At 44.0% G+C, this 1047-nt stretch carries 1 protein-coding gene and 1 pseudogene; both read right to left on the bottom strand.

Annotated elements, in window-relative coordinates:
- Positions 1–451: pseudogene (locus tag BT797_RS20395) on the bottom strand (hypothetical protein); the annotation flags it as partial.
- Positions 424–1047 (bottom strand): hypothetical protein (locus BT797_RS20400; protein ID WP_075473292.1); only part of this gene is annotated, 624 nt, incomplete at its 5' end. The gene BT797_RS20400 and the pseudogene BT797_RS20395, both read right to left, overlap by 28 nt.

Genomic DNA, 1047 nt, shown 5'->3' on the forward strand with positions numbered 1-1047 from the left:
CACCATCTGTCTGCAGCTGCCAATCGCCATTAGTGCCAACTAATTTACTGCGGTGTGATTGCTGCAGGCTTACATCGGTTGAACGATGATCGGGTACCAAGGTATGCCAGGGTAAAAGCGACGTAATAACCGGCAATGAATCCAAACCATCAATGTATTGAATTAAGCACTGCATGCCTGGTGTAGGTTCAACGAATAGACCATGTTCATGCCCCTGCCCTGATGCAATACTCACTTGTTCAAAGACAGGAACAGCTAAGGGCTTACCCGTCACCGCATCTAACAATTGAATGTCAGCCGCTTTATAGCCGCGAAATGCACTGCTTACACTGGCGCCATTAACCGGCATATCATAAATTTTCTCGATTCGAGCCAATTGCGGTAAGTGTTTACGCTGTCCTAATTCGGGAAAGTAACGTAATACTAAGCGGCGTATAGCGTTTTTGACCATCTGATAACCTGCTTATTTCCTGTTAATGTCACTTCACTAAGGTAACGGCCATTAAGTTTTAGTCCTGGACGTAACTTAGGGATCGCAATTAATTCACCTTTACTCGAGCTGATTGGTTTAATTGGGTGTTCTGAAAAATCAGTGATGACCGACTTGGCCCAGCCCGAATCATGCCAGCTGCCTACGTAGATTTTGCCATCGGGGCGTTGCTGAAAAATATAATCCGGTACCTGGTATATTTTCCCTAACTGACGTAATACAGATATACCGTCGCCTTGATGATAAAAACAAGGAACGGGCTGATTGATATAATCAACATCTGGATAAATAAAATGAAGACCGGTAACCGCAAGCTGTTCAAGCACATCTTTCATCGTTGCAAAACGAATGGCCATGTTAGCCGGCAGTGATAATGCACCGAGTAATTCACGACAAGTCAGATACCAACGACCGGATGATTGATATTTAGATTCAATCACGCCCATAAAATAAGGCTGCAGTTTATCTACCCGATAACCAAGGTGTAATTCCACGATACCTTTGGGTTCATGCTCGCAAGTAACAACAAAACTAGCGCGACCAGGACTAAATAAATC

It is taken from the genome of Moritella viscosa (assembly GCF_900120065.1).
GTDB classification, from domain to species: Bacteria; Pseudomonadota; Gammaproteobacteria; order Enterobacterales; family Moritellaceae; genus Moritella; species Moritella viscosa.